The organism is Legionella sp. JM-2024 (genome assembly GCF_055389095.1).
Genome location: NZ_AP039388.1, coordinates 1,600,160 through 1,621,846 on the forward strand (window position 1 = coordinate 1,600,160; position 21,687 = coordinate 1,621,846).

The window sequence follows — 21,687 nt, forward strand, 5'->3', positions numbered from 1 at the left end:
AGATGACTAAAAATGCGGTACTTGATGCAATTAAAGAATACGATGCTAAATTTGTAGATTTAAGATTTACTGATATTCGTGGAAAAGAGCAACATATCACAATACCTGTTTCAGCTGTTGATGATGATTTTCTTGAAAATGGTAAAATGATCGATGGATCATCTTTTAAAGGCTGGCAGAAAATTCATCAGTCAGATTTGGCCTTAGTACCCGATTTAACTTCCGTTATGCTCGACCCATTTTTTCAGGACAATACTCTATTTATACGATGTAACGTGGTTGATCCCCAAACAATGATGGGGTACGACAGATGTCCTCGTTCAATCGCTCAACGCGCAGAAAATTACTTACAATCTACCGGAATTGCGGATGGTGTGAATTTTGGACCAGAACCTGAATTTTTTCTTTTTGATAACGTGCAATGGGAAACAACTATCAGTGGTTCCTTTTATAAAATAGATTCAGATGAAGCACACTGGAACTCTGGTAAAGAAATGGAGGGCGGGAATATCGGCCATAGACCTCCATTGAAGGGTGGTTATTTTCCTGTTCCGCCTGTGGACTCATCTCATGATATTCGTTCAGCGATTTGTATCACCCTCGAGTCCTTGGGAATGGTGGTTGAAGCACACCATCATGAGGTGGCTACAGCGAACCAATGTGAGGTTGCTACTCGTTTCAATACTTTAACGAAAAAAGCAGATGAACTGCAGATTCTAAAGTATGTGATACATAATGTTGCCCATAATTATGGAAAAACCGCCACATTTATGCCGAAACCCCTGGTAGGTGATAATGGTAGTGGAATGCATTGTCACCAGTCTCTTTACAAAGATGGTTACAATTTGTTTTCTGGTGACCAGTACTCAGGACTTTCTGAAACTGCTTTGTATTACATTGGTGGTATTATTAAACACGCCAGGGCTTTGAATGCCTTTACCAATCCATCTACCAATAGTTATAAGAGATTAGTGCCAGGATTTGAAGCACCAGTATTACTGGCTTACTCAGCCAGAAATCGCTCTGCTGCTATTCGTATTCCTCATGTTAGTAATCCCAAGGCACGTCGCATAGAAGTGCGTTTCCCTGACCCAACAGCCAACCCATATCTTGCTTTTTCTGCGATGATGATGGCAGGAATAGACGGTATCCAAAAGAAAATTCATCCTGGTCAACCGATGGATAAAGATCTTTATGATCTGCCACCAGAGGAACTGGTTGATGTACCTACCGTTTGCTCTTCATTGGAAATGGCGATGGATCATTTACGAGCAGATCATGATTTCTTGCTGCAAGGAGATGTATTCAGCAGAGACTTCATTAATAACTACATTCGAATGAAGGAAGAGGAAATTACTAAAATCAGAAGTTTGACTCATCCTTTTGAATTTGAGTTATATTATAGCCTATAAGGACCTATCCTTATGAATAAACTGGTGTTATTTGTCTTTTTGATGATGGCAATTTGTATTTCCAATGCGCAAATTTACAAATGGACCGATAGCCAGGGTGTTGTTCATTTTAGCGATAAGCCTCATGAAGGTGCTGAAAAAGTAAAAATTCCTGAGGCCCAAACGTATACACCACCTGCAGATGACGCAGGTGGTGCTCCTCAGCAAGACAATGTGAAGCAGAAAGAGGATGAGGACAAATACACCAAGCTTGAAATTATTCAACCTCAGAACGAAGCAACAATTCGTAATAATCAAGGCTATGTTGTTGTCGCAGTCCAAATTGAACCTGATTTGTCGCAAGGGGATAATTTACAAATTATTTTTGATGGTTCTCCTTTAGGAGATCCACAGCCCAATTTACTTTTTCAATTGAATGGTATCTATAGAGGATCTCATACTATTGCTGTTCAAGTTCTTAATGCGAAAGGCGATGTGCTTAAGACCAGCGACAGTATTACAATTTTCATGCACAATCCTCGTGTGGGTATGGGCAAGGGCAGGAAGAAAAATATTAAGTCTAATTAGTGTGGGTATATTTATGTTAATTTTGTTATCGCCAGCTAAAAAATTATTAACTATTTCAAAGCATTACTCAAATGAAACCAGTGATCCTTTATTAATCGATAAGACTTTTCAATTGGTTAAAATAATGAAATCAAAATCCGCAGAGCAAATCGGTGAGCTAATGGATTTATCAAATGAACTTGCTCAATTGAACTATGACAGATATCAAGATTTTGATCTTCAAAATAATCTTCCGGACCGTTCTTATCCGGCATTGTTCTTGTTTCAGGGTGATGTATACCAAGGATTGAAGGCTACTACCTGGACTTCAGAGGATATTATGTATGCTCAATCTCATTTGGGAATTTTATCAGGTTTGTATGGCTTTCTAAGACCTCTGGATAGAATTCAACCTTATAGATTGGAGATGGGGGTGAATTTGGAAAATCCAGCAGGCAAGAATCTCTATGCTTTTTGGAGTAAAACAATCACTAATACTTTAAAGTTGATACTGGCACATCAGAATAATCCTATACTGATTAACCTGGCATCAACTGAGTATTTTAAAGCAGTAGATGGGAAAACGCTGAATTATCCTATTATTACTATTAATTTCTATGAACAAAAAAATAATGAATTGAAGATGATTGGTATCCTTGCTAAAAAAGCCAGAGGTATGATGGCAAAGTATATAATGCAAAATAAAGTGGACTCCATTGAACAAATCAAGGCATTTTCAGAGTCTGGCTATTACTTTGATGAAGACACTTCTAATCAAAATCATTTGAATTTTGTTCGAATTCATTAACAGCTTTTTTAAAATCATTAGATGTGGAATTTATCCAGCCGCGTGCATAAACTTAACCACTTCCCTAATCAAGGGGTAGAGTGCTACGCCAAAAGAGACGATGAGCTAGGTTGTGGCATAAGTGGTTCAAAAATAAGAAAATATGCCAGTTTAATCCCATTTATAAAAGAGAGTGGTATTCGTCATTTAATTATTATTGCAGGCCCGCAATCTAATAATTTGTTGGCTGCGCTGCAAATTGCAAGAGAACTTCAATTACAGATCACTGTGTTTTTAATCAAACCAAAACATTTCAAAATCCAAGGTAATTTTAAATTAAGTCTTTTGTTCCTTCATGAGCAGGAAATTGTTTGGGTAAACCGCGAGGAATGGCATAAAGTTAATGAATTCGCTGAGCAATATCTTAATCAGCTTAAAGAACCTGGTTATGTATTATATGAAGGCTCAAGCGTTATCGAATCTATGGAAGGTGCCATGTCTTTGGCAAAGGATATTGTGCGAAATGAAGCAGCTTTAGGTTTTACATTTGATCATGTGTTTATTGATGCTGGCACTGGCTTTTCAGCAATCGCACTAATCAAAGGATTGAATGAATTAAGGCATAGGGGATTAGTTCATGTTTTGTTATTAGCAGATAACCAAATCCTTTTTAAAGAAAAACTGGAGCGATGGAATTGCTTCAATCCAGATAATTATCGTTGTTTTTACCCGACAACAGCCAAATCATTTGGAACTATGAATCAAACTATTAAAAAGGAAGTCAGGCGGTTGGCTTCTGAAGAAGGGATTTTAGCTGATCCAATATATTCTGCGAAATTATTCTATGAAGCAAGGAGATGCATAGAAAGAACCCCGTTACAAGGTAAGATATTGATTATACATTCTGGCGGAACGTTAACAATGGCTGGTTTTGATTTTTAGTGTTATTCCTGACTCTGCATAATTAGATCAAGATGGTAAGTGGGTCACCAACAGTAGAGCAAACTGATACTCTATTAATAACAGATTGCCAATCTGTGCATAGACTCAAAGGAAACTCTGCGGCAGCACTTTAACAAGCGTATTTAATACCTGTAAAAAAAGCTCATGATCAACTGGTCGATGGTTATGGGTATTTCATAAGCCCAACTATTTAATTAGAGTTATCCCCCTTGAAATTAAATAATCCAACCCTATATGAGAAAGTAATTATTATGAACATGCTACTCAGGGGAGATCGTTTAATGGTCAGCAAGCAACAAACTATGGGATTTCAAACAGAAGTAAAGCAAATGCTTCATTTGGTTGTGCATTCGCTATATAGCAATAAGGAGATTTTTCTTAGAGAGCTAATTTCTAATGCTTCCGATGCATTGGATAAATTACGATTTTTAGCGTTATCAAATGGTTCTTTATTTGAAAATGATTCTGATTTGAAAATTAGTGTTCAGGTTAATGAAAAACTTAAAACGATCACAATTAGTGATAATGGAATAGGTTTAAGTTGGGATGAAGCGGTAGAAAATTTGGGAACAATTGCTAAATCTGGAACAAAAGAATTCATTAGTCAATTAACAGGGGAACAAGCTAAAGATTCCCAGTTAATTGGACAATTTGGAGTAGGTTTTTATTCTGCATTTATAGTAGCAGATAAAGTAACAGTTAAAAGTCGTCGGTCTGGATTAAAGCCTGAGGAAGGAATTGTATGGGAATCGAACGGTGATGGCGAGTTTACTATTGGATATGAAAAAAAATCAAGTCGTGGTACTGAAATTACTTTACATCTAAAACCCGAAGATGATGAGTTTTTAAGTGATTGGCGTATACGCGGTATTATTAGTAAGTATTCTGATCACATTTGCTGGCCAATTGTGATGAAAAAGCATACAGAGGAAGGCAAAGAATCAAAAGAGTTTGAAACAGTAAATAAGGCTACGGCACTATGGACTTTACAGAAGTCTGAAATTAGTGAGGAAGAATATAAACAACTATATAAGCATATTTCTCATGATCATATGGATCCATTAACCTGGTCTCACAATCATGTGGAAGGAAAACATGAGTATATTACCCTACTTTATATTCCGGCTCATGCGCCATTTGATTTATGGCAACATGAAGCAAAACACGGACTTAAGCTTTATGTTAAGCGAGTGTTTATTATGGATGAAGCCACTCAATTTTTACCTCGATATTTGAGATTTGTAAAAGGCATAGTTGATGCCAGTGACTTGCCGCTTAATATTTCTCGTGAAATTTTGCAAGATAATAAGCAAGTAGAATCCATTCGTTCAGCATGCACTAAACGTGTTTTATCGATGCTTGAGAAAATGGCTTCTAACGATAAGGAGACTTATCAAAAATTCTGGAACGAATTTGGTCTTGTATTGAAGGAAGGTCCTATTGAGGATTTTACTAATAAAGAATCCATTGCCAAATTGCTTCGTTTTTCTACTACGGCAAGCGGTAGCGAGAAACAAGATGTATCGCTTGATGAGTACTTAAGTCGCATGAAAGAAGGGCAGGATAAAATTTATTATATTACTGCCTCTAGCTACAATGCTGCTAAAAATAGTCCTCATTTGGAAATATTCAAGAAAAAAGGGATAGAAGTATTGTTGCTCAGCGATAAAGTTGACGAGTGGTTGGTTGGCTATATGAATGAATTTGCAGACAAAAAACTGCAATCCATTTCAAAAGGGAAGATTGAGTTAGGAGATGAATCAACAGAGCAAATTAAGGAGCAAGAAAAAACTTTGGAGCCTGTGATTAAGCATATTAAATCAGTCCTAAATGACCGAGTGAAAGATGTATTACTTACCAATCGCTTAACAGACTCTCCTGCGTGCATTGTTGCAGACGAGCAAGATATGGGGCTCGAAATGCAAAGAATTTTGCAAGCTGCAGGCCAACAGATCCCAGTTAGCAAGCCTATTTTTGAAATTAATCCGGATCATGCATTAATTAAGCGTCTGTATGATATTCATGATGATGCACAATTTGAGTTATGGGTTACCATGCTGTTTGAACAGGCAGTTTTGGCTGAAGGAGGTCAATTGGATAATCCTGCTGATTTTGTGAATCGTGTTAATAAACTCCTGGTGTCTTCCTAGAGTGTTTCTATTACTGTTTAAAGAACCTGGATTAAACAGTAATCAGGGAGATTGAGCATAAAATAAAAAGGCCCGAAAATTGGGCCCTTTTATTTTAAAATTTTCCTTATTCTTCAGTTAAGCGAAAATATTTGGTACCGAAATATCTTTGTAGTTTCTTTCTAATTGTACCGCGGCTAATACCCAACATCTTAGCTGCTTGTAATTGATTTCCACGACGTTTTTCCATTACAGCTTGTAACAGAGGTGGTTCAACTTCTGACAGTATCATATCATATAGATCATTAATTGATTTGGATTTGTTTTCAGCAAGAAAGCGGGTAACCAAACTGTAAACTAAATCCTGTAAACCTTGTTCTTGTTTAGTGGATTGAGTTGTAGCTTGTGTATCAATGACATTCATCTTAACTTCCTTATTATTAATTAAATCATACATTCCAATTGCTTGCACATAGAAATGAAAGCAAAATTAATTGTACATGAAGGCTAAATGATAATCTAGATTTTCATATCAAAACTGCGCATTTTTATCGGGCAATTCAGCCACTACGAGATCAAAAAGGGAGCAATCAGACTTGTTTGATGACAGTGATTCTTTAAGTGTTGTCAGTTGGTTAATCATTGACTGGGGCTGGTTAAGATCATTATGAAAATTGGAAATATATCTTGATAATTCAATAGCATTGCAATCGTATTGTAAAAATTCTGGAACCATCATTTTATTGGCTAAAAGATTACATAATCCTAGAAATTTAACCTTAATAAAATGCATGGCTGCAATATAAGTAAGGAAGGATGATTTATAAATAATACACATTGGTTTTTCTAATAATGCGCACTCCAAAGAGGCAGTACCAGAAGCCACAATAACAAAATCAGCTGAAGACATACATTCTAGTGCATGTCCCTGAATAAAGGTAATGGTTAAGCCCTGATTGTTGAAATAAGCCTTCACTTTGTCGGGATTTATAGTTCCTGCTATAGGGATTACAAACTGGAGTTTGGAATAACTTTTCGTCAATAACTTTGCTGTATCTACTAAAATTGGTAAATGTCGCTCAATTTCTGAATTTCGACTACCAGGAAGTAATGCGATAATTTGTTCGTTTAGTGGTAATCGTAAAGAAGTTCTACTGGAAATTTTATCTTGGGCAGACTCCACCTTTTTTACTAAAGGATGCCCAACAAAACTGACAGGAACTCCTGCTTTTTCATAAATGGATTTTTCAAATGGAAATATGACAGCCATTCTGTCAACACATTCCTTAATAAGATGAATACGCTTGCCTTTCCAAGCCCAAATTTGAGGACTGATATAATAGATAATTTTAAGACCTAATTTTTTCTTCGCATATTTGGCCAATCTTAAATTAAAAGCAGGATAATCCACCAAAATCAGCAAATCTGGCTTTTTGGCACTTAAATGCAATTTAATATCCTGTAAAGCTTTATGAAATATTCTCAAAAAAGGGATTATTTCAGTTAAACCAGTTACTGCATAACGTGCTAAATCTGAAATTAAATGAGCTCCAGCAGCTTTCAAGTGTTTTCCACCAATACCACTTACCTCCAGATTTGGGTAAACAGTTTTTAACTGCCTTACCAGATCTGCTGCATGGTGATCACCAGACTCTTCACCAGCTACAATAACTATGCGGTTAACATTCGGCATAGCGTTCTACAAGATTACTATTGATTAGGTTAGTGATTTGTTCAGCAGTCTTTAACGCATCTCTTCCTTCTTCTCCAGTAACAAGAGGTATACTGTCATTTTCTATACAATTTAAGAAAGCTTTTATTTCTTCAAGTAAAGCATCCCCTTTTTCAAACTCCATTTGGTTCCTTGTGATGTCTGGTATTCCGGGAAACATTTCTCCAGAGCCTTTTTTAAATACGGCAAATTGCTTATTGTGGTAATCAATAGAAATATAGGAATTGTCTTGAAATATTCTTGTTTTTCTTTCTGTTTTAAAGCTGATTCTACTGGCTGTCACATTGGCTACACAGTGATTAGCAAAGGTAATTCGGGCATTTGCTATATCAATAGCTTTTGTTAAGACTGGCGCTCCTTGAGCCATAATAGATTTGATTGGGCTCTGTACTATATTTTGAATGATATCTATGTCATGGATCATCAAATCCAGTATTACATTGACATCAGTCCCGCGGGGGTTAAACGGTGCGAGTCTTTGAGATTCTATAAATAATGGGGCGTCCAGATATTCATCCAAGGCAAGACGGGCGGAGTTAAAACGCTCTAAATGTCCTACTTGCAATTTAACTTGATGTTGTTTAGCGAGTTGAATTAATTCTTCGGCCTGAACAACTGTTTCAGTAATTGGTTTTTCAATTAGGACATGTATTCCATGCTGTATGCAGATTTTTGCAATTTCAAAATGCTTGTTTGTAGTTGCTGCGATGCTTACAGCATCTACTTTGCCAAATAAATCACTGTAATTGAGATACGCAGGAATATTTAATTCTCTGGAAACTGCTTCACAAACTGTAGGATTAACGTCACAAACTGCAACCAATTTTGCATTAGGAATAAGCTGGTATTTCTGGGCATGAAATCGGCCAAGGTATCCAACACCAATTACTGCACAACGAATTTTATTCATCAGGTCATCAATTGATAATTATTTGTACTTATGATCGCATTTCCTTAATGATAAATCAATTGTCTTTCCCATAGTTATCGTGCTTAACCTATGACAATAATACTAAATTATATCCTTCCTATTTTTTTTGTTATTTTTAAACCAATTCCAAGTTTTCTAACTCATATAAAAATAGACTTATTTTCTTCTGTTGCACTTATATTAAATAGATATTATCTTACGCTTAATTTTCCGCAGGGAGCAATGGCATGAATTCAGAACAAGAAGTATTGACCGCTGGTGTCGACGAAGTTGGGAGAGGACCACTTGCTGGGGCTGTTGTAACTGCCGCAGTTATTTTAAAGGAACCTATAGAAGGGCTCGCTGATTCCAAAAAATTAAGCCCGAAACAAAGAAACTTACTGGCTATTAAAATAAAAGAGCAAGCATTAGCTTTTGCTTATGGTAGAGCTGAAGTGGAAGAAATTGATCAGCTTAATATCCATCATGCCACTTTATTGGCAATGCAAAGAGCTGTTGAAGCGTTACCTGTTAAACCAAGAATGGTTGCAGTGGATGGATTATATGTTCCACAATTGAACATCCCATGCAAGGCAATTGTCCAGGGGGATAGTTTGATCCCGGAAATTAGTGCTGCCTCCATTCTCGCCAAAGTATTGCGTGACGAAGAAATGATAGCATTCGATAAAATATATCCAGGTTATGGTTTTGCGGATCATAAGGGATATGCAACTCGAGATCACAAAGAAGCCTTGATACGTTTGGGCCCATGCAGGATTCATCGAAGAAGTTATTCTCCCGTTGCGGATTTGGTTTCTAAATAAAACCGCCAATGCAATAATATAATTATGTTGCACAAACTGTATTGTATGGAGTCCTGGAAAATATTTGATGCAATAAAATCACATTAATTAATTCAAACTATTAAATAATATTCTGTGTGAACTGATCGACATTAAAATTCCAAAACCAGCCAAGAAAGTTACCATAGCAGTACCGCCATAGCTGACGAGTGGGAGTGGTATACCTACAACCGGAATAATCCCCATGACCATCCCAATATTGACGAATGCGGACAGAAAGAAGGTCATGGCAAGGCTGGCAGTAAGAAGACGCGTGTAGGTGGTTTGTGCATTGCTGGCAATATTTAAACTGCGCAAGGAAATTAAAACGATTAGGGCAATAATTGCAAACCCACCTGCAAATCCAAACTCTTCACCACTGACAGCAAAAATAAAATCGGTAGCATGTTCAGGTAAGAAATTCAAGTGAGACTGACTGCCCTTTAACCATCCTTTACCTATTAATCCACCAGAGCCTATTGCTATTTTGGATTGAATAATATGATAGCCTGAACCAAGTGGATCTTGCTCAGGATCAATAAGAGTGTAGACTCTTTGTTTTTGGTAATCATGCATCAGGTTCCAGACAATCGGAATGGCAGAAGACAGCAGTAATGCAATTAATAATATTACTTTAAAACGTATTCCAGCTAAAAAGACCACACATAAACCAGCGGCAGTAACCATTATGGCTGTACCTAAATCAGGTTGTTTTGCAATGAGTAGTGCAGGAATAAAAATAATAAGCGAGGCGATGCCAATTGAGCGCATACTGCTGGGATGAGATTGTCGATCAAAGAACCAAGCGGCCATCATAGGCACAGCCAATTTCATAATTTCAGAAGGTTGGAAGCGAAATAAGCCTAATTCCAGCCAGCGTTGAGCTCCTTTACCTATTTTTCCCATTAACATGACTGCAATTAACAAACTTAAACCTACTCCATAAATCCATGGGGTCCAAATTTTATATTTATGAGGGGGGATAAACCCCAAAATGAACATAATCAGAAAAGCAAAGAGAAGCCTCATAGATTGGCGCATGATCATGCTCATATTAGCGTTTGAGGCGCTGTAGAGTACCAAGAGTCCAAACGCAATAAGGCTAAGTATTAACCCAAGCAATGGGAGATCAAGATGAAGGGACTTGGCGGTGAAGCGATATACTGGCTTAGTCGTTTGTCTACTCATGGTGTTCTTTTATTGGATAAAGTTGATAATAAGTATCAAGTACTTTACGAGCTACAGTTGAAGCGATAGTATCATTTTCAACTACTACTGCAATGGCAATTTCTGGTTTTTCTACTGGAGTAAATGCAATAAATAAAGAATTGTCCCTCAGATGTTCAGGGATATCTTCATATTTGGCTTTTTCATATTGTCTTCCACTGTAAACTTGTGCTGTTCCTGTTTTGCCAGCAACAGGATAAGGAGGATTTCTACCAAAACGATAGCCTGTTCCTTCATTGCTGGTTAAGACACTATGCATGGCATCGATAACCACATCCCAGTTGGACTCATCTCTCAGGTAAATTGGATACTCTTCTATAGGTTTGTATTTTTCTCCTTCGTTAGTATCACTATTTACAGTTTTGATCAGCAGGTGGGGTCTGAAGCGTTGTCCATGTTGACTTAAAGATGCAGTAGCATTAGCCATTTGCAGAGGAGTAGCTAACATAAATCCTTGTCCTATCGCTGAAATTAAAGTATCTCCAGGATACCAGGATATTCCCTTTGCCTGTTTTTTCCAGCGAGCACTTGGAACTACTCCATTCGCTTCTTCATAAAGATCAACATGAGTTAATTGCCCCAGACCAAATTTGACTAACATGTCTTCAATATTGGAAATTCCCATTTTATTACCTAATTGATAAAAAAAGGTATCGCAAGATACTGTGATGGCACGCTTAAAATTAATCACTCCATGCCCGGTTTTTTTCCAATCTCTGTAAATATGGCTGGAAGTAGGTAATTTGTATTTTCCAGGGTCGTAAATTTCTGTAGTCGTTGTGATGAAGCCTTTATCTAGGCCAGCTAATCCGACAAACGGTTTGATAGTTGAGGCAGGCGGGTATACGCCTCTGACCGCGCGGTTAAAAAGAGGTCTTTGAAGTGCATTGGATAAAATTTTGTAATCCTTTTTACTGACTCCGCTGACAAAAAGGTTGGGATCAAAACTTGGAGAACTGACCAACGCCAGGATTTCACCATTATGGGAATTGATGACAATTACAGCACCGCGTTTATCTTTAAGGGCATTATAAGCAGCTTCCTGTAGCCTGGAATCGATGCTTAAATACAGTTTTGCCCCTGAATGTGGATTAAGTTTATTTATCACTCTCAGAGTACGCCCGCTGACATCAGTTTCTACCATTTGATAACCAACTTTACCATGGAGAACGTCCTCATAGTATTTTTCAACACCTGCTTTGCCTATAAAGTTGGTGGCTCGGTAATTGGTTGCGTTAACTTGTTTTAATTCTTGTATATTAATTCTGCCAACGTATCCCAGAGCATGAGCTGTAATCTCTCCAAGGGGGTAATGACGCATCAATCTGGCCTTAATACTGACCCCTGGAAAATGGTATTGATTACTTGCAAAAGTAGCGACTTCTTCCTGACTTAATTTTAATTTGATGGGTATAGGAACAAAAGAACGGTTTTGTGATCTGGCTTTATTGAAACTATCGATATCATCGTCCGTGATTGAAGGAAGTAATTCTTGAAGCTTAGCCAACGTCCGTTTCAAGTTTTTGACACGCTCAGGTGTGATCTCAAGTACATAAACAGGTATATTTTCAGCCAATAATACTCCATTTCTATCCAAAATGACCCCCCTGGGAGGGGCGATAGGTATAATGCTCATTTGATTTTTTAAAGACAAAGTCTGATATCGCTTAAATTCTGATATTTGTAGGAAAGCTAATCTTAAAATGAGTATTAAAGATAAAATAATCAGAATTGCAATTAATAGATTAAGTCTAAATCGTTGATGTTGGGATTCAGCGCGGTAATTTTTAAATGATTGATTCCGATACATCGCAGAGTATTATTGTAAGGCCAAACAAAAGTGGGAATAGTAACCGAAATTGCAGATTTTTACCAATGATATCCTGTTTATGAAGTATCCTTTTCTTTCATTTTTAGTGTAGCTGCTGGGCAAACTGTAAATTCTGATGTGTTTATTTGTGATAGGGATGATTGTTAATAATAGACCAGGCTCTGTAAAGTGCCTCCAATAAAATAATACGTACCAATGGGTGAGGAAGTGTTAGCCTGGAAAGAGACCAGCGTTCGTCACAAAGGGTCAATATCTCAGTAGAGAGCCCTTCGGGTCCACCTATGATAAAACAAAGATGGCTTGAAATTTGTTGTAAGTGGCTTATCTTATGGGCTAAATCATCACTACTAAAGGATTTTCCCAGCATATCCAAGGCAATGAGACGAGCACTGGTGGGTAAAACATCCTTAATTAGTGTGGTTTCTTTTTCCAGTATTCTTGCCAAGTCGGATGATTTGCTACGACGCATCAGCGGGATTTCAATGATTTTTACCTGAATGTTATCATGAAACCGTTTCGCATATTCATTTGAGCCTAAGGTTACCCAATCAGGCATTTTGTTTCCAAGAGCAATAATAGTAATTTTTAGCATAATCAATAATCAGGAACTAGTAGTATGATCTTCCCATAAACCCTCCAGATTATAAAAATGTCGATACTCTGGCTGCATGACATGCAATATGATATCCCCAAAATCAATTAAAGCCCAGTCGCCATTTTCTATGCCAGTGGAACTTAAACATGGGAGACCATTGAGTTTCATATCCTCCAGAACTTTTTGAGCTATGGACTTGACATGTCGAGAGGAACGCCCTGAAGTTATGACCATATAATCAGTAATTGTTGTTTGTTTATGTACATCAATGATCTTGATGTCGATCGCTTGAATGTCTTCAAGAGATTTTAACAGTTTTTCCAGCATAGTGTTTTGTTCAGTCATAACTAAGATATATTCCGTCAAAAAATGTCAAATAATATCAACAATTGATTTATATAAAAAGAGATTTTAGGTTCCATGCAGGATAAACACATTAAGTTTAAAGGATGGAACCTAAACTGCAAGAAAATAGTCCATTATTTTTCAGGAATCTGAATGTGTGTCAGTAAAAATTTAATCACAGCAAACAGAACGATGCAGCCTAATGTAGCAACAAACAATATGCTGAGTTGTTGGGCAAATGCTGTAGCATACAGGGTTTTTAAAGTGATTATGTTCGTTTCTCCAGCGGGAATGGCTGTTAAATCAGCTAATTTTCCTGAAAGGAAGCCGCCAATTCCTAATGAAACGAAAAAGATACCCATCATGGTACTCACCTTATTTTTATCTGCGAGTACTGTTATCGCGGATAAACCTACAGGGGAAAGCAATAATTCAGCCAAGGATATCATCAAGTAAGCCGGAATGATGAGGAGAGGAGAAATTAAAATGGATTTATCAACTACACTGCTTACTAATGCAATAATTGAGTAAGCTGCGGTCATGAATACCATTGAAAGTATAAATTTTTTCCCGGTGCTCAAGCCTCTTTCAATCATTGTAAGGTTATGATGCCTTTTTGCCAGAAAATAGCCAATGATTAACATACCAATACTCTGTACTGTGATGTAATACGGTGGTGGGAAATCAATACCTAAGAGTTTTGGTTGAACTACTCGTGCTATGAATAAGGTTAGGGACATAAACATTTGAAAATAAAATGCCCAAAAAACAACTGAGATAATACAGAGCAGGCCAATAACTAATGTTTGACGTGATTGATTGGCGTTTTCGCGATTGACGGAGTATAAAATGTAACTGGCCGAAAAAAGTACCACAAGTCCAAACATAATATTGGCTAGTTGAGGAGAACTGAGAATGTAAAAAGACAAGGCCCAGAGCAGAATTAATAATACAAAAGCCGAAATGATTTTACTTGGCTGAAAAACAAAAGGGTTGTAATCATTAATTTTGTATCGATGAATGCCAAATAAAAATACTATAAACGCGATGATCAATCCAATTGCTGCGCTGGTAAATGAAGCGGCCCAACCAAAATGTTCATTAAGCTTGCTAGGTAAAGTGGTTCCCAGAATAATTCCAGAGGTGATGCCCATATAAAAAATAGTAAATCCACTTTCTCTTTTTGTTGAACCTACAGGATATTCATTGCCTAATAATGATGAAATATTGGGTTTTAATAGACCAGTTCCTACAGCTATGCCAGCAAGTGACGAAATCAATGCTAAAGAATGGTCAGTTAAGGATAAAAGACAATAGCTTAAAAATAAGACAATTGCACCCAATAATATTGCTCGCTTTTGACCAATTAATTTATCCGCAATCCAACCGCCTATCAACGGTGAGAGGTAAGTCAGTGCTGTGAATGACCCTACCAAAGAATAGATTTCCTTATCGGGCCATTCAAAATGTAAAGCTAAGTAAAGTGCTAACAAGGATTGGACGGCGTAAAAACCATAGCGTTCCCACATTTCAGTTGTAAAATAGATGCGAATAGATTTTGGGTGTTTTTCCATATTGGTCTATGTTATGAATAATAAATTAATTAATAAACAAAATTATATCATATAAAAAACAGTATGAATATTGATTGGTCATATTAGCGTATTTTTCCTAATTCATTGGAATATCTCGTTCCCGCAGAAAGTTGACTCGTGTATGATGCTAAATATTTTTAGCAGTCAGTGAAGTGAATAGTAACTGATATTGATATAGCGATAGGAGCATTCTTGATGTACAAAGACAAGACTAGACGTGTTATTTCTGCCCCTAGAGGCACCGAAATTCAAGCTAAAAGTTGGTTGACTGAAGCAGCGTTACGGATGATTTGTAACAACCTCGATCCTCTTGTCGCAGAAGATCCCGAGTCCTTAATCGTGTATGGAGGGCTTGGTAAGGCGGCCAGAAATTGGCAATGTTTTGATGAAATAATACATGTACTAAAACTATTAGACAGTGATCAAACCTTACTAATTCAGTCTGGAAAACCTGTAGGGGTATTTACCACTCATGAAGATGCTCCGAGAGTATTAATAGCAAATTCTAATTTAGTTCCTCGTTGGGCTACCTGGGAGCATTTTAATGAATTAGACAAGAAAGGACTAATGATGTATGGCCAGATGACTGCTGGCAGTTGGATTTATATTGGGTCACAAGGAATTGTCCAGGGAACTTATGAGACATTCGTCGCTGCAGCCAAGAAACATTATGAGGGAAATTTGGCAGGACGTTGGATTTTAACAGCAGGTTTGGGAGGAATGGGTGGAGCACAACCATTAGCAGGAACTATGGCAGGGGCGAGTGTTTTAGCTGTTGAATGTGACAGCCATAGAATTGAAAAACGATTACAGACAAAGTATCTGGATCGTTACACGGATGATTTGGATGAAGCGTTAAACTGGATCAATGAATCCTGTCAGCGTAAGCAACCTGTTTCAGTCGCCGTTTTGGGGAATGCAGCGGATATTTTTCCTCAATTGATTGAACGTGGGGCACAACCTTCTTTGGTCACTGATCAAACTAGTGCTCACGATCCTCTCAATGGTTATTTACCCTTAGGGTGGTCTCTGGAGCAAGCAGCTGAAATGAGGCAAAAGTCTCCTGAACAAGTTGTTGAAGCAGCCAAGAAATCAATGGCTGTTCAAGTGCATGCCATGCTCGAATTTCAGAAGAGAGGAATTCCTGTTTTTGATTATGGCAATAACATAAGACAAATGGCATTAGAGGCAGGAGAAAAAAATGCTTTTTCATTTGAAGGCTTTGTTCCTGCTTATATCAGACCTTTGTTTTGTGAAGGAATAGGACCATTTCGATGGGTAGCATTATCAGGTGATCCGGATGATATTTATGCAACAGATGAGATGGTGAAACAATTGATACCCGACGATCATCATTTACATAATTGGCTGGATATGGCCAAGGAAAAAATTTCATTTCAAGGCCTGCCAGCCAGAATATGTTGGGTAGGACTCAAGAACAGAGCACGTCTCGCCTTGGCTTTTAATGAAATGGTAAAAAATAAACAGGTTAAAGCACCTATTGTCATTGGTCGTGATCACTTGGATTCTGGCTCCGTGGCCAGTCCTAATCGTGAAACAGAAGGCATGTTGGATGGTAGTGATGCTGTGTCTGACTGGCCATTACTTAATGCGTTATTAAATTGTGCTAGCGGTGCTACTTGGGTCAGCATACATCATGGAGGAGGCGTGGGAATGGGTTTTTCGCAACATGCCGGTGTTGTTATTGTTGCGGATGGAACAGAAAAAGCGGCAAAGAGACTATCTCGTGTATTACATAACGATCCAGCAACTGGTGTAATGAGGCACGCGGATGCTGGTTATCAGCTTGCCAAGCAATGCGCAAAAGAGAATTCGCTCTGGTTACCTATGGAATCTTAATGGAGCATCGTTATGTCTGAACGTTTTATACTACAGCCTGGCCAATTATCACTGACTTCTATTAAGCAAGTTATAGAAGGAGGACAAAATTGTGTCCTTGCTGAGAATGCATATGAATTGATTAAAGCGTCACATCAAACGGTACAAAGTGTGATTGATGACAATAAAACGGTTTATGGAGTTAATACAGGTTTTGGCTCTTTAGCGAACCAGAGAATTTCTTCAGAAAATTTAAAAGAATTGCAGCGCAACATCGTGTTATCTCATGCTTGTGGCACAGGAAATTTGTTACCCGATGAAGTGGTCTCATTGATTTTATTGTTAAAAATCAATAACTTGTCTCAGGGATATTCTGGGGTTAGGCCTGAATTAATTGATGCTTTAATTACTTTATTTAATCACAAAATATATCCATGTATTCCAGCAAAAGGCTCTGTAGGTGCCTCTGGAGACTTGGTTCCTCTTGCTCATTTGTCTTTACCTTTATTGGGAGAAGGTGAAGTCCGATACCAGGGGGAAATTATAAGTTCGGAAGATGGGCTGAGGAAAGCTGGATTGAAACCCCTGGAGTTGGAGGCGAAAGAGGGTTTGGCGCTTCTTAATGGCCTACAAGTATCTACAGCTCTGGCATTGTCCGCCTTATTTCTATCTGAAGCATTATTTGAAACGGGCATTATATCGGGTAGTTTATCAGTGGATGCTGCTTGTGGGAGTGATGTGCCTTTTGATGACAGAATACATCAGATTCGTGGGCATCAAGCTCAAATTGCTGTTGCTTCCATGTATAGAAATTTATTAGCAGGTAGCCAAATTCGAGAGTCTCATAGACATTGCAATCGCGTCCAGGATCCTTATTCATTAAGGTGTCAACCACAAATCATGGGAGCTGTTCTTCATCAGATGGAATTTGTAGGACAAACTCTGCAAGTGGAGGCCAATGCGATATCTGATAATCCCCTGGTTTTTCCAGAGCAGGGAGATATTTTGTCCGGGGGAAATTTTCATGGCGAAATCATTGCAATGGCTGCTGATAACCTTGCATTAGCCTTGTCTGAGATAGGTAGCAATGCGGAAAGGCGAATTGCTTTATTAATAGATAAAAATTTTAGTGGATTGCCCGCTTTTTTAGTAAAAGAAAGTGGTTTAAATTCAGGTTTTATGATTGCACATGTAACCGCTGCTTCTTGTGCAAGCGATAACAAAGCTCTCGCACATCCCCACTCTGTTGATAGTCTTCCTACTTCTGCAAATCAGGAAGATCATGTCTCTATGGCAACAAGTGCAGCTCGTCGCTTACATGAGATGATCGATAACACATCAACTATTCTCGCTATTGAATTATTGGCAGCTTGTCAGGGCTTGGAGTTTCATAAACCGTTAAAGACCTCTCCTCAACTTGACAAAATTTATCGAAGTGTAAGGAAAGTAGTGAAAGAGTACGATAAAGATCGATATTTTGCCCCTGACATTGAGATAGTAAAAAAGAAGATTTTAAATAAGGAATTTTCATTACTGAATTTACAGAATGAATTGTAAGGAATATCAAATGGATTTGATGGCTGAATATAAAGCATTGGATAAGGAATACGAAACCAACCCGTATCCATCTTTGTATGAAAGAAGAAAATTGTTGTCTGCTCTTAAAAAAGCATTACAAACAGAAGCTTACACATTGGCAGAAGCAATTAATAAGGATTTCACGCATCGTGCAGTTGAAGAAACCCTGTTTTTGGAGATTTTCCCAACAATAAAAGCGATTAACTATTGCTTAAAAAAGATGAAGTATTGGATGAAAAAAAGACACCGAAGTGTGTCCTGGCTGTTTATTCCAGCAAAAGCTTATGTTATACCACAACCTCTTGGGGTTGTAGGTAATTTAGTGCCTTGGAATTATCCGGTTTATCTGTCTTTAGTCCCCGCTATTTATGCGCTGGCAGCTGGAAACAGAGTGATGATCAAGATGTCTGAATTATCTTCCAACATTGGTGAGGCCTTGCATTCATTGATTCAATCTATTGGATTAAATCACTATATCTGTGTAGTCAACGGTGATATTGAAATATCAAAACAATTTGTTACTTTACCGTTTGGTCATCTTATGTTTACTGGTTCGACGAATGTTGGGAAATTAGTAATGAAGGCTGCCAGTGAAAATTTGACCCCTGTTACTTTAGAATTAGGTGGAAAATCTCCTGCGGTATTATCATCTTCGATGAATCTCAATTATTTTAAGCGCTTGTTCATGGGGAAACTGTTCAATGCTGCTCAGACATGTATTGCCCCCGATTATTTATTGGTTCCCCGAGGCTGGGAAGAAGTAATTGAACGAGAATTTAAGAAATTTATTAACACTTTCTATCCTGAGTTAATGAACAATGCACAGTACTCCAGTATTATTTCAGAGAGCCACAAGCAGCGTTTGTTAGAGCTTGTTGAGGATGCCAGAAGCAAAGGGGGGCGTATTGTTGAATTTGGAGAGTTAGTTCCAGAAAGTTCAAAATTGCCTGTGTACCTTGTATTCGATGTAACAAATGATATGCGTGTCATGAAAGAAGAGATTTTTGGTCCCATCTTGCCTGTTATAAATTATCATTCTTTCAATGATGCAATAGATTATATCAATTCTTCATCCAATCCACTTGCCTTGTATTATTTTGGGGAAGATAAGAGTGAGATAAAATTGATTCAAACGAAAACCTTATCCGGTGCTTTGACAATCAATGAGACATTAATGCATATTGCAATTGATGATCTGCCGTTTGGTGGTGTGGGACATAGTGGTATGGGGCACTATCATGGAAGAGAAGGTTTTGATACTTTTTCAAAATTAAAACCAGTGTTGGTGCAACGATTTATTTCTACAGTTAGCTGGTTATATCCGCCCTACGGATTTTTAATGCGTAGAGTCATGGCTTGGGTAGGTGGAATCAAGTTGAAGGAGAAACTATGAGTAAAGTTATTTTTATTACAGGCGGTAGTCGAGGGATTGGAAGAGAAATCGCTTTGAAATTTGCGGCAAGTGATAAAGCTTGTATTGTTATTGCTGCTAAAACAGCCGAGCCTCACCCCAAGCTTGAAGGAACTATTTATTCAGTTGCTAAGGAAATTGAAGAGCTGGGAGGCAAAGCCTTGCCTTTAATGGTTGATGTCAGAGATGAACAACAAATCCAGAGCGCAGTAAACAAAACGATTGAAATTTTTGGGCGACTGGATGTATTAGTGAATAATGCGAGTGCTATCAGTTTAACTGATACTTTAAATACCACAATGAAACGTTATGATTTGATGCAGGGTGTTAATGCCAGGGCCACATTTGCTTGTTCTCAAGCGGCCATTCCCTATTTGTTAAAAAGTGACAACCCACACATCCTGACTTTATCCCCACCATTGAACGTGGATAAGACCTGGTTTGCCCCTCATTTGGCATATACTATCAGTAAATATGGTATGAGTATGTGTACTTTAGGCCTTGCTGAGGAATTTAAAGAAGCTGGAATTGCTGTCAATTCTTTATGGCCAAGGACTACTATCGCAACCGATGCTATACGAGTCCATTTTCCTAGTGAAATGTATATGGCAAGCCGCAAACCGCAGATTATGGCCGACGCTGCTTATTGGATTATTAACCAGTCCTCAAAGTCCACAACTGGAAACTTTTTTATAGATGAAGAAGTATTAAAACAAAGTGGTGTAACTGATTTTTCTTGTTATGCTATGAATCCCAAAGCTCAACTTTGTCCTGATTTATTTTTATGAAGGTAGAAATATATACTGATGGTGCATGTAAAGGAAACCCTGGTCCTGGTGGCTGGGGTGTTTTGCTACGTTATAACGGTAGAGAGAAAACTCTTCATGGTGGAGAGATGCAAACTACTAACAATCGTATGGAGTTGATGGCGGCAATTAAGGGTCTGGAAGCATTAAAACGACCCTGTGAGGTGGATTTGTATACTGACTCACAATATCTGCGCCAAGGGATGATGGAGTGGATAAAAACATGGAAATTAAACGGTTGGCGTAACTCAAAAAAAGAATTGGTCAAAAATGCAGAACTCTGGAAATCCCTGGACAATTTGGCTTCAGTTCATAACGTTCATTGGCATTGGGTTAAAGGACACTCGGGTCATTTGGAGAACGATTTAGTCGATTCTTTGGCAAATCTGGGTATTGAGGAATTATCATAGCACTATGAGACAAATTATATTAGATACTGAAACAACTGGAATTGGTCCAGAACAGGGTCATAAAGTAATTGAAATAGGTTGTGTCGAGCTTATTGATCGAAAATTAACTGGAAACCACTTTCATGTTTATCTTAATCCACAGAGAGAGGTTGATGAGGGTGCCTTCCGAGTTCATGGTATAAGTACTGAATTTTTACAAGATAAGCCTTTATTCCACGAAATTGTAATGGAGTTTTTGCAATTTATAGAGGACTCTGAAGTCATTATTCATAATGCGCCATTTGATGTAGGTTTTCTTAATTCAGAATTAAAGCATGTAAAGTGGAAAAAGACTTTAGAAGAGTATTGTCATATCACTGATACCTTGGTTTTAGCCAGAGAAAAACATCCTGGCCAACGTAACAGTCTCGATGCTTTATGCAAACGATATGAAATTAATCATTTTAATCGTGAGTTGCATGGTGCTTTGCTGGATGCAGAAATTTTGGCTTACGTTTACCTGGCAATGACTGGTGGTCAGAGTAACCTGTTTTCCGAAGTTGAATCCACTCTGAGTCATTCAAAAATGAAAGCGCAGGAACATAAGTTATTGAATTTGAAAAATCCAATTATAATAAATGCGACTGACGATGAATTGACTCAACATCAACAGTTCATAGAGTTTTTAACTAAAAAAGCTGAGATAAATCATTGGGAAGAGGGATAGTATCGCCCATTTTATCAATAGAA

General features: G+C 37.8%; 20 protein-coding genes. 12 read left to right on the forward strand and 8 right to left on the reverse strand.

Annotated features, from left to right (window positions below):
- Window positions 1-2: 2 nt before the first annotated feature.
- The 5 genes from glnA to htpG all read left to right on the forward strand — a co-directional run bounded on the left by glnA (window position 3) and on the right by htpG (window position 5,858).
- Window positions 3-1,412: a type I glutamate--ammonia ligase gene (gene glnA / locus ACZ5EK_RS07095; RefSeq protein WP_464432197.1), complete on the forward strand. Its 1,410-nt coding sequence runs from the start codon at window positions 3-5 to the stop codon at window positions 1,410-1,412.
- 12 nt (window positions 1,413-1,424) lie between these two features.
- On the forward strand, window positions 1,425-1,979 hold the full coding sequence (locus ACZ5EK_RS07100) for a DUF4124 domain-containing protein (RefSeq protein ID WP_464432199.1): 555 nt from the start codon (window positions 1,425-1,427) through the stop codon (window positions 1,977-1,979).
- A 13-nt stretch (window positions 1,980-1,992) separates the two neighbouring features.
- Window positions 1,993-2,766, forward strand: coding sequence for a peroxide stress protein YaaA (gene yaaA / locus ACZ5EK_RS07105; protein WP_464432201.1), 774 nt, complete (start codon window positions 1,993-1,995; stop codon window positions 2,764-2,766).
- Window positions 2,767-2,787: 21 nt separating this feature from the next.
- Window positions 2,788-3,687, forward strand: coding sequence for a pyridoxal-phosphate dependent enzyme (locus ACZ5EK_RS07110; protein ID WP_464432203.1), 900 nt, complete (start codon window positions 2,788-2,790; stop codon window positions 3,685-3,687).
- Between the two features lie 302 nt (window positions 3,688-3,989).
- Window positions 3,990-5,858: a molecular chaperone HtpG gene (gene htpG, locus ACZ5EK_RS07115; protein ID WP_464432206.1), complete on the forward strand. Its 1,869-nt coding sequence runs from the start codon at window positions 3,990-3,992 to the stop codon at window positions 5,856-5,858.
- 106 nt (window positions 5,859-5,964) lie between these two features.
- On the opposite strand, the gene ACZ5EK_RS07120 is transcribed toward htpG, so the two are convergent.
- From ACZ5EK_RS07120 to ACZ5EK_RS07130, 3 genes are all read right to left on the reverse strand, one after another.
- Complete coding sequence (locus ACZ5EK_RS07120) at window positions 5,965-6,261, reverse strand: helix-turn-helix domain-containing protein (protein WP_010947100.1); 297 nt, start codon at window positions 6,259-6,261, stop codon at window positions 5,965-5,967.
- A 108-nt stretch (window positions 6,262-6,369) separates the two neighbouring features.
- On the reverse strand, window positions 6,370-7,530 hold the full coding sequence (gene lpxB / locus ACZ5EK_RS07125; RefSeq protein WP_464432209.1) for a lipid-A-disaccharide synthase: 1,161 nt from the start codon (window positions 7,528-7,530) through the stop codon (window positions 6,370-6,372).
- Window positions 7,517-8,479 (reverse strand): Gfo/Idh/MocA family protein, encoded by a 963-nt coding sequence (locus ACZ5EK_RS07130; RefSeq protein WP_464432211.1) that lies wholly within the window; start codon window positions 8,477-8,479, stop codon window positions 7,517-7,519. Before ACZ5EK_RS07130 ends, lpxB begins: the two co-directional genes overlap by 14 nt.
- Window positions 8,480-8,727: 248 nt before the next feature.
- Between ACZ5EK_RS07130 and rnhB the strand changes: the two genes are divergently transcribed.
- Window positions 8,728-9,303 carry a ribonuclease HII gene (rnhB, locus tag ACZ5EK_RS07135; protein ID WP_464432213.1) on the forward strand — a complete coding sequence of 192 codons (576 nt, stop codon included), beginning with the start codon at window positions 8,728-8,730 and terminating at the stop codon, window positions 9,301-9,303.
- A gap of 87 nt (window positions 9,304-9,390) precedes the next feature.
- Here rnhB and rodA read toward each other — a convergent pair whose 3' ends face one another.
- The 5 genes from rodA to ACZ5EK_RS07160 form a co-directional block, all read right to left on the reverse strand.
- Window positions 9,391-10,509, reverse strand: coding sequence for a rod shape-determining protein RodA (rodA, locus tag ACZ5EK_RS07140; RefSeq protein ID WP_464432215.1), 1,119 nt, complete (start codon window positions 10,507-10,509; stop codon window positions 9,391-9,393).
- Complete coding sequence (gene mrdA, locus ACZ5EK_RS07145) at window positions 10,502-12,358, reverse strand: penicillin-binding protein 2 (RefSeq protein WP_464432217.1); 1,857 nt, start codon at window positions 12,356-12,358, stop codon at window positions 10,502-10,504. The genes rodA and mrdA overlap by 8 nt, the downstream gene beginning before the upstream one ends.
- 142 nt (window positions 12,359-12,500) lie before the next feature.
- Window positions 12,501-12,971: a 23S rRNA (pseudouridine(1915)-N(3))-methyltransferase RlmH gene (gene rlmH / locus ACZ5EK_RS07150; RefSeq protein WP_464432219.1), complete on the reverse strand. Its 471-nt coding sequence runs from the start codon at window positions 12,969-12,971 to the stop codon at window positions 12,501-12,503.
- Between the two features lie 9 nt (window positions 12,972-12,980).
- Window positions 12,981-13,319, reverse strand: coding sequence for a ribosome silencing factor (gene rsfS, locus ACZ5EK_RS07155; protein ID WP_464432221.1), 339 nt, complete (start codon window positions 13,317-13,319; stop codon window positions 12,981-12,983).
- A gap of 134 nt (window positions 13,320-13,453) precedes the next feature.
- Window positions 13,454-14,893: a peptide MFS transporter gene (locus ACZ5EK_RS07160; RefSeq protein WP_464432223.1), complete on the reverse strand. Its 1,440-nt coding sequence runs from the start codon at window positions 14,891-14,893 to the stop codon at window positions 13,454-13,456.
- 216 nt (window positions 14,894-15,109) lie between these two features.
- Here ACZ5EK_RS07160 and hutU point away from each other — a divergent pair, with 216 nt between their 5' ends.
- The 6 genes from hutU to dnaQ are packed head-to-tail and all read left to right on the forward strand — an operon-like array spanning window position 15,110 to window position 21,664.
- Complete coding sequence (gene hutU, locus ACZ5EK_RS07165) at window positions 15,110-16,774, forward strand: urocanate hydratase (protein WP_464432225.1); 1,665 nt, start codon at window positions 15,110-15,112, stop codon at window positions 16,772-16,774.
- 12 nt (window positions 16,775-16,786) lie between these two features.
- On the forward strand, window positions 16,787-18,310 hold the full coding sequence (gene hutH / locus ACZ5EK_RS07170) for a histidine ammonia-lyase (protein WP_464432228.1): 1,524 nt from the start codon (window positions 16,787-16,789) through the stop codon (window positions 18,308-18,310).
- Window positions 18,311-18,320: 10 nt separating this feature from the next.
- Window positions 18,321-19,724 (forward strand): coniferyl aldehyde dehydrogenase, encoded by a 1,404-nt coding sequence (locus ACZ5EK_RS07175; RefSeq protein ID WP_464432230.1) that lies wholly within the window; start codon window positions 18,321-18,323, stop codon window positions 19,722-19,724.
- Complete coding sequence (locus tag ACZ5EK_RS07180; RefSeq protein WP_464432232.1) at window positions 19,721-20,530, forward strand: SDR family oxidoreductase; 810 nt, start codon at window positions 19,721-19,723, stop codon at window positions 20,528-20,530. Before ACZ5EK_RS07175 ends, ACZ5EK_RS07180 begins: the two co-directional genes overlap by 4 nt.
- Window positions 20,527-20,958 (forward strand): ribonuclease HI, encoded by a 432-nt coding sequence (gene rnhA, locus ACZ5EK_RS07185; RefSeq protein WP_464432234.1) that lies wholly within the window; start codon window positions 20,527-20,529, stop codon window positions 20,956-20,958. Before ACZ5EK_RS07180 ends, rnhA begins: the two co-directional genes overlap by 4 nt.
- A gap of 4 nt (window positions 20,959-20,962) precedes the next feature.
- Entirely contained in the window at window positions 20,963-21,664 is a 702-nt protein-coding gene (dnaQ, locus tag ACZ5EK_RS07190) for a DNA polymerase III subunit epsilon (RefSeq protein WP_464432236.1), read from the forward strand.
- Window positions 21,665-21,687 lie beyond the last annotated feature (23 nt).